The organism is Streptomyces sp. NPDC059355 (assembly GCF_042752335.1).
GTDB lineage: Bacteria > Actinomycetota > Actinomycetes > Streptomycetales > Streptomycetaceae > Streptomyces.
On sequence record NZ_JBHYXN010000088.1, the window covers coordinates 1 to 5,100 of the forward strand.

A 5,100-nucleotide genomic window follows, 5' to 3' on the forward strand; every position below is an offset into this window, starting at 1 on the left:
AGCCGAGTTCGAGGCAGCCCACTACGCTGACCCAGAACCCTTGGCCGACTGATCACCGGCCAACAAACCACCGGCAGGAAAGTCGGAACGGTTCACCCTGCGTCACCACCGAATATGAGACAGAGCCGTTGACCGTACAGACCCGGCGTCTTATCGGCAGAAGTGGGCGTGGTGTTCGTGCAGGAAGGCGTCGAGGGTGCGGGGCGGTCGGCCGAGGATGTCGATGACGGTGGTGGTGGGGGTTTCGGGTCGGGTGATGGCGAGTTGCTGGATCTCCGTCACGTGGTCGGCGAGCCAGGTGGGTATGTGGGCCTTATGGATGAGGTTGTTGCGCAGTTCGTCCGGGGTGAGGTTGACGTAGCGGATCTCATTGCCGGTCAGGGTGGTCAGTCGTGAGGCGAGTTCGGGGTAGGAGACGGCTTCGGGTCCGGTCACGGTGTAGGTGCCGCCGGCGATGTCGGGCCTGGTGAGGGCGGCGGCGGCGATGTCGCCGATGTCGCGGCAGTCGATGTGGTTGAAAGGCGCCCCGCCCGCCGTGCCGAGGATGATGCCCTGGGCGACGGTGGGGGCCAGGCGCAGGAGGTTCTGCATGAACGCGTAGGGGCGCAGGATGGTGTGGGTGAGGCCGCTGGCGCGCAGGTGTTCCTCGACGGCGTGGTGTCCGCGGGAGATTGCGACTGGGGAGTCGGGTTCGGCGGCGGGTGCGGAGATCTTGACGATGTGTCCGATGCCGGTGTGGGCGGCGATGTCGATGACACGGGTTTCGAGTTCGACCTGTGCGGGGCTGTTGGCCAGGGCGAGGAAGAGCTGGCGGGCGCCCTTGAAGGCGGCGCGCAGGGAGTGGGGATCGGTGGCGTCGGCGTACTGAACCTCGACGGGCGGTTGGTGTGCGCCGGTTATGCCGGGTATCGGCCTGTGCGGGGTCCGGGTCAGTGCGCGGACGGGTGTGCCGAGTGTGAGCAGGCTGTGGAGCAGGGCGTTCCCGGTTGCTCCGGTCGCTCCCATGACAACGATCATCGTGTGCTCATTCCTTGGTGACTTCCCGGCGGCGGGTGCTGCCGGGGTGGGCTCGGTCGGGTTCGGGTTCGGGCTCGTGGGGTGGGTAGGCCCGGTGCCGGGGTGGGCTATGTCGGGGATGCTGTGGTGGTGCTGCGCCAGCGCAGGGTGACGATGGTGGTGGCGAGGGCTGCGGATACGGGAAGGTCGATGCGCAGGCGCTCCAGCCACGGGGTGGTGGGGATCGGGCTGTGGGCGGGTAGCCATTGGGAGGTGAACCATCCCAGCAGGGCCGCCGCGCCGGCGGCGGTGATGACGAGTGCGGCGGTCAGGGCGGCGCGCGGCGTGGTGGTGGTCCACCGTCGGGGCTGCCCGCCGTGCCGCAGCCAGGTGCCAACCGCGAACGCCACCACGGCGGAGGTGCCGGCGATGGAGGTGCAGGCGGCCACGGCCAGGTCCTGCTGCCCGGTGACCACTCCGGCGGTACCGGCCATCAGCGCGGGGGCGGCGTAGGCGGTCAGCACCTCGCGCCACAAGGTGAACGGCCGGGATGTCCGGGAGGCTGCCCGGTTTCGGCTGGTTCTGTCCTTTGTTGCGGGCATGCTGGCCTCTTTCTCGTTCGTGTGAGGGAAGCGAAGGGTTGCGGCGGAGGCGCAGGCCTACTCCGCCAATATAATTAGGCAGCTAACTATTGCCTCGTAAAAAGGGCCCTACCCGGAGGGCGGGGCCAAACAAGCTGAGAGCAGGGTCAGTCAGCGGCCAGAGCCGCACTGCCGCGCACGACGCGGGCGAGCAGATCCAGGAACACCGCACGCTCCTCGATGGAAAGCCCGCCCACCATCGCCTCGAGCCGCCCGAAATGCTCGGACGCCATGTCGCGCAGGCGCTGCGCACCGTGCGCGGCCAGAACGGCCACCGTGCCCCGGCCGTCCTCCACGGACGGGCGGCGGGCGATCAGGCCCTCGCGTTCGAGGCCGTCCAGCAGGCCGGTGATCGTGGCCCTGGAGACACCGAGGTCGGCCGCGAGGTGCGAGGGGGACTTCTCCCCGCCGTGGTCTTCGAGGTCGGCGAGCAGGCGGTAGCGCCCCGTCGACAGGCCGAACCTGGCAAAGTGCGTCTCGGCCGCCCGGCCGACCCTCGCACCCGCAGAGATCAGCCGCACCGCGGCCAGCACCGCCTGCGGATCGACCTCCAGGCCGTAGTGCTCGACCTGCCGCCTGGCCTGGTCCAGCGTGGGTGCCTCGCCATCGATGCCGTCCCTCGTCATGCAAATAATATGGCGGCTAATCACTTGGGCTGTCAAGGCGCCCAGATCTCCGGCCTTGGTACTGGCGGGCTCCAGTATTGAACTTCCACCAGATCGGGGTGGGTGACCGTGATGCCCTGGTGTCGTTGACCGGTCATGACCACCGGCCGGTACCGTCACGCGCTCGTCGCCATCGCAGCCCTGCTCTGCTGCGCCGCGGCGAGCCCTCATGCATCCCCTGTGTACTTCCACGCCAAAGCGGTTCCGAACCTTCGGGTCACGGTGGTGGGAGCCCGGAACCTCCATCATGAGGACGGTCTTCTCGGGAAGAACGATCCTTACGCGGTCGTTTCGGTGGGAGCCCAGAGGCACAGGACGAAAACGGTGAGGGAGGCTGGGAGCGACGTCACCTGGAACGAGACCTTCACGTTCACCGCCCAGAGCACTGAGAGCGATCTGGACCTGCAGCTGATGGACGATGACCTCCTCAAGGACGACCGCATCGGCCGGGCCCGCATTCCTGTGCGAGACATCCTCATCGGAGAGACGAGGGAGTCCTGGTATCAGGTCGGCGAGGGTTCGAAGGCCAGGGGCGAGGTGCTCTTGAAGATCACTGGCGAGCCGTAGGGCCTGTCGTTCCTCACTGAGGGCGGTGGCCCGGCGGCGGCCCGGATACGCCTGGCGCTTCTCGTGCTCGGCGAGTGCCCGGTAGATGCTGGCCAGGTCAGGGTTCCGGCATTTGCGCTTGCCGGTGGGGATGACTGCTCTTTTCGCTGGCAGGGCGGTCTCACGCCTCGGGCGGCGCACCACTGCCATGGCGCTGCCGCTGGCGGTGTTTGCGCATGGACACCTGAGAGCCACAGCCTGTACTGCAGTACAGCCCTCCCCCATTGCGGGTGCGGTCGAAGAAACCGAAATGGCATGGGGGGTTCAGGCACGCCTTGATGCGCCCCCAGTCGCTGCTCTGCGCAAACGTCGTCACCGCAGCCAGTACGGTTCCGAACACGCGCGGCACCCCCGCCTGTGGGGAAGTCAGCTCAACACCGCTGGCCGTGACCACCGTCGCCAGCGGGTAGAGCGCACCCACGCGCCGCAGGTGCCGCTCGGCACGCAGCAGCGGCTCACCCAGGCTTTCCTCATCGCCCGAGTGTGCGAGCAGCACAGTCACCAGGGCGTCACGCAGCTCGCGCGCGACCGCGGCGTCGGCGTCGGTCACCACGGTTTCGCCGCCGAACTCGTCGCGCTCCGCCAGCCACGCCGCGAACGAGTCGCCGTCCCCGAACAGCTCTCGGCGACCCGATCCGTCCGCGCGCGTGTTCACGAACGCGAGAACGGTCTCCACCGTCGGCGTGACGGTGCGTGGGCTGGGTTTGGGGGATCCGGCTGCCGCAGTGATCATCCCCTCACGGTACATCAGCGTGAGCGGTACTACTCCGGCTAGTGAGCAACATTCCAGTCGATCTAGGTTGACTCGTTGCGAGCTAACGGCTTACGGTCGCAACATGAATCGAACATCCAACCCCCAGACCCTCCTCCGCACATGGCTGATCACTGGCGCGACGTCCGGCATCGGCCGCGAACTGACGCTCCAGGCACTGGAGAACGGCGACGCCGTCTCGGCTCTCGCCCGCGACACCTCCTCCCTGGACGAACTGGCGGAAGCGCACGGTGAGCGCCTGCTTCTCATCCAGGCGGACGTACGTGACGAGCAAGCCGTCCGGGACGCGGTGGAAGGCACGCTCGCACGCTTCGGCCGTATCGACGTGGTGGCCAACAACGCGGGATACGGACTGTTCGGAGCCGTTGAGGAGGCCTCCGACACGCAGGTCCGCGCCGTGTTCGACACCAATGTCTTCGGAGTGCTCAACGTGCTCCGCGCAACGCTGCCGGTACTCCGCGCCCAGCGGTCCGGGCACATCCTCCAGGGCTCGTCGGTCTACGGTCAGTCCGCCCATCCCGGCGTGGGTCTGCTGGCCGCCACCAAGCACGCGGTCGAGGGGCTGTCGGACGCGCTCGCGGCCGAGGTCGCACCGCTCGGCATCAAGGTCACGATCATCCAGCCCGGGCTGACCGCGACCCCCTTCCTTGCCAACCTCGATGTCGCAGCCGGCCTGGGCGACTACGACCAGACCGTCCGCGAGGTTCAGAAGGGCACCGGAGAGCTGCCGGCGTCCGCGTTCTCCGCCGCGGCACGGATCGCCGCAGGCATCCGGACCGCGGTCGACAACCCCACCCCCCCGCTGCGCTTAGCCCTTGGCGCCTCCAGCGCGACGGGCATGCGCCCCGCTTTGGAGGCACGGATCGCAGACCTGGACAGCTGGCGGAGTGTGACCGACGCCGTCGACAGGTAGTAAGCCACGAATCCCGCTGGGAACACGGTCATGGCGGAGGCGGCCCTGTCCTCCTCACCGCCCGGCCATGACCAGTCGGTCTGGCCGAAGTCACGACGGATGGCTTCGGCCCAGCCCCCTGCACTACCACTGCTCCGCGCTCTCCCAGGCGGGCATCGGCCGCGGTTCTTCCGCCCGCTGGCCTGGGACGGTCATAGATCACGAATTCTCTTCGCGAGGGAGCCGCGTCGCCGGACAGATCCCGCACGCCGGATGGTCGGGGCCGGTCGCCAACGGCGTCGTCATCGCGGGACGGTAGCGCACCGCGCCGCCTGGCCGCAGGCGGCCAGCACCACCGCCGGCCTTGGCTTTTGGGTCGGCAACGGGGTCGCACTCCACGTCGAGCGGCCCGCATAGCCCGCCTCGTGCCCCTCCCCCGAGGCTGCTATATCGAGTCAAGCCGTTTGGGGAGGTTGTTGGGCTTCTCATCGTTGTTCGGTTCGGTTCGTTCGAGGATCTTGAACAGCT

6 protein-coding genes are annotated in these 5,100 nt (G+C 68.1%); 2 read left to right on the forward strand and 4 right to left on the reverse strand.

Features of this window, described 5'->3' with window-relative positions:
• Positions 1 to 150 precede the first annotated feature (150 nt).
• The 3 genes from ACFXGI_RS38375 to ACFXGI_RS38385 form a co-directional block, all read right to left on the reverse strand.
• Complete coding sequence (locus ACFXGI_RS38375; protein ID WP_384717638.1) at positions 151 to 1,005, reverse strand: NmrA family NAD(P)-binding protein; 855 nt, start codon at positions 1,003 to 1,005, stop codon at positions 151 to 153.
• Positions 1,006 to 1,124: 119 nt separating this feature from the next.
• On the reverse strand, positions 1,125 to 1,520 hold the full coding sequence (locus tag ACFXGI_RS38380; RefSeq protein WP_384717641.1) for a hypothetical protein: 396 nt from the start codon (positions 1,518 to 1,520) through the stop codon (positions 1,125 to 1,127).
• Between the two features lie 224 nt (positions 1,521 to 1,744).
• Positions 1,745 to 2,263 (reverse strand): MarR family winged helix-turn-helix transcriptional regulator, encoded by a 519-nt coding sequence (locus ACFXGI_RS38385; protein ID WP_384717644.1) that lies wholly within the window; start codon positions 2,261 to 2,263, stop codon positions 1,745 to 1,747.
• 135 nt (positions 2,264 to 2,398) lie between these two features.
• Here ACFXGI_RS38385 and ACFXGI_RS38390 point away from each other — a divergent pair, with 135 nt between their 5' ends.
• Positions 2,399 to 2,869 (forward strand): C2 domain-containing protein, encoded by a 471-nt coding sequence (locus tag ACFXGI_RS38390; protein WP_384717647.1) that lies wholly within the window; start codon positions 2,399 to 2,401, stop codon positions 2,867 to 2,869.
• A 160-nt stretch (positions 2,870 to 3,029) separates the two neighbouring features.
• Here ACFXGI_RS38390 and ACFXGI_RS38395 read toward each other — a convergent pair whose 3' ends face one another.
• Positions 3,030 to 3,641, reverse strand: coding sequence for a CGNR zinc finger domain-containing protein (locus ACFXGI_RS38395; protein WP_384717650.1), 612 nt, complete (start codon positions 3,639 to 3,641; stop codon positions 3,030 to 3,032).
• 103 nt (positions 3,642 to 3,744) lie between these two features.
• Here ACFXGI_RS38395 and ACFXGI_RS38400 point away from each other — a divergent pair, with 103 nt between their 5' ends.
• Positions 3,745 to 4,593 carry an SDR family NAD(P)-dependent oxidoreductase gene (locus tag ACFXGI_RS38400; protein WP_384717653.1) on the forward strand — a complete coding sequence of 283 codons (849 nt, stop codon included), beginning with the start codon at positions 3,745 to 3,747 and terminating at the stop codon, positions 4,591 to 4,593.
• Positions 4,594 to 5,100 lie beyond the last annotated feature (507 nt).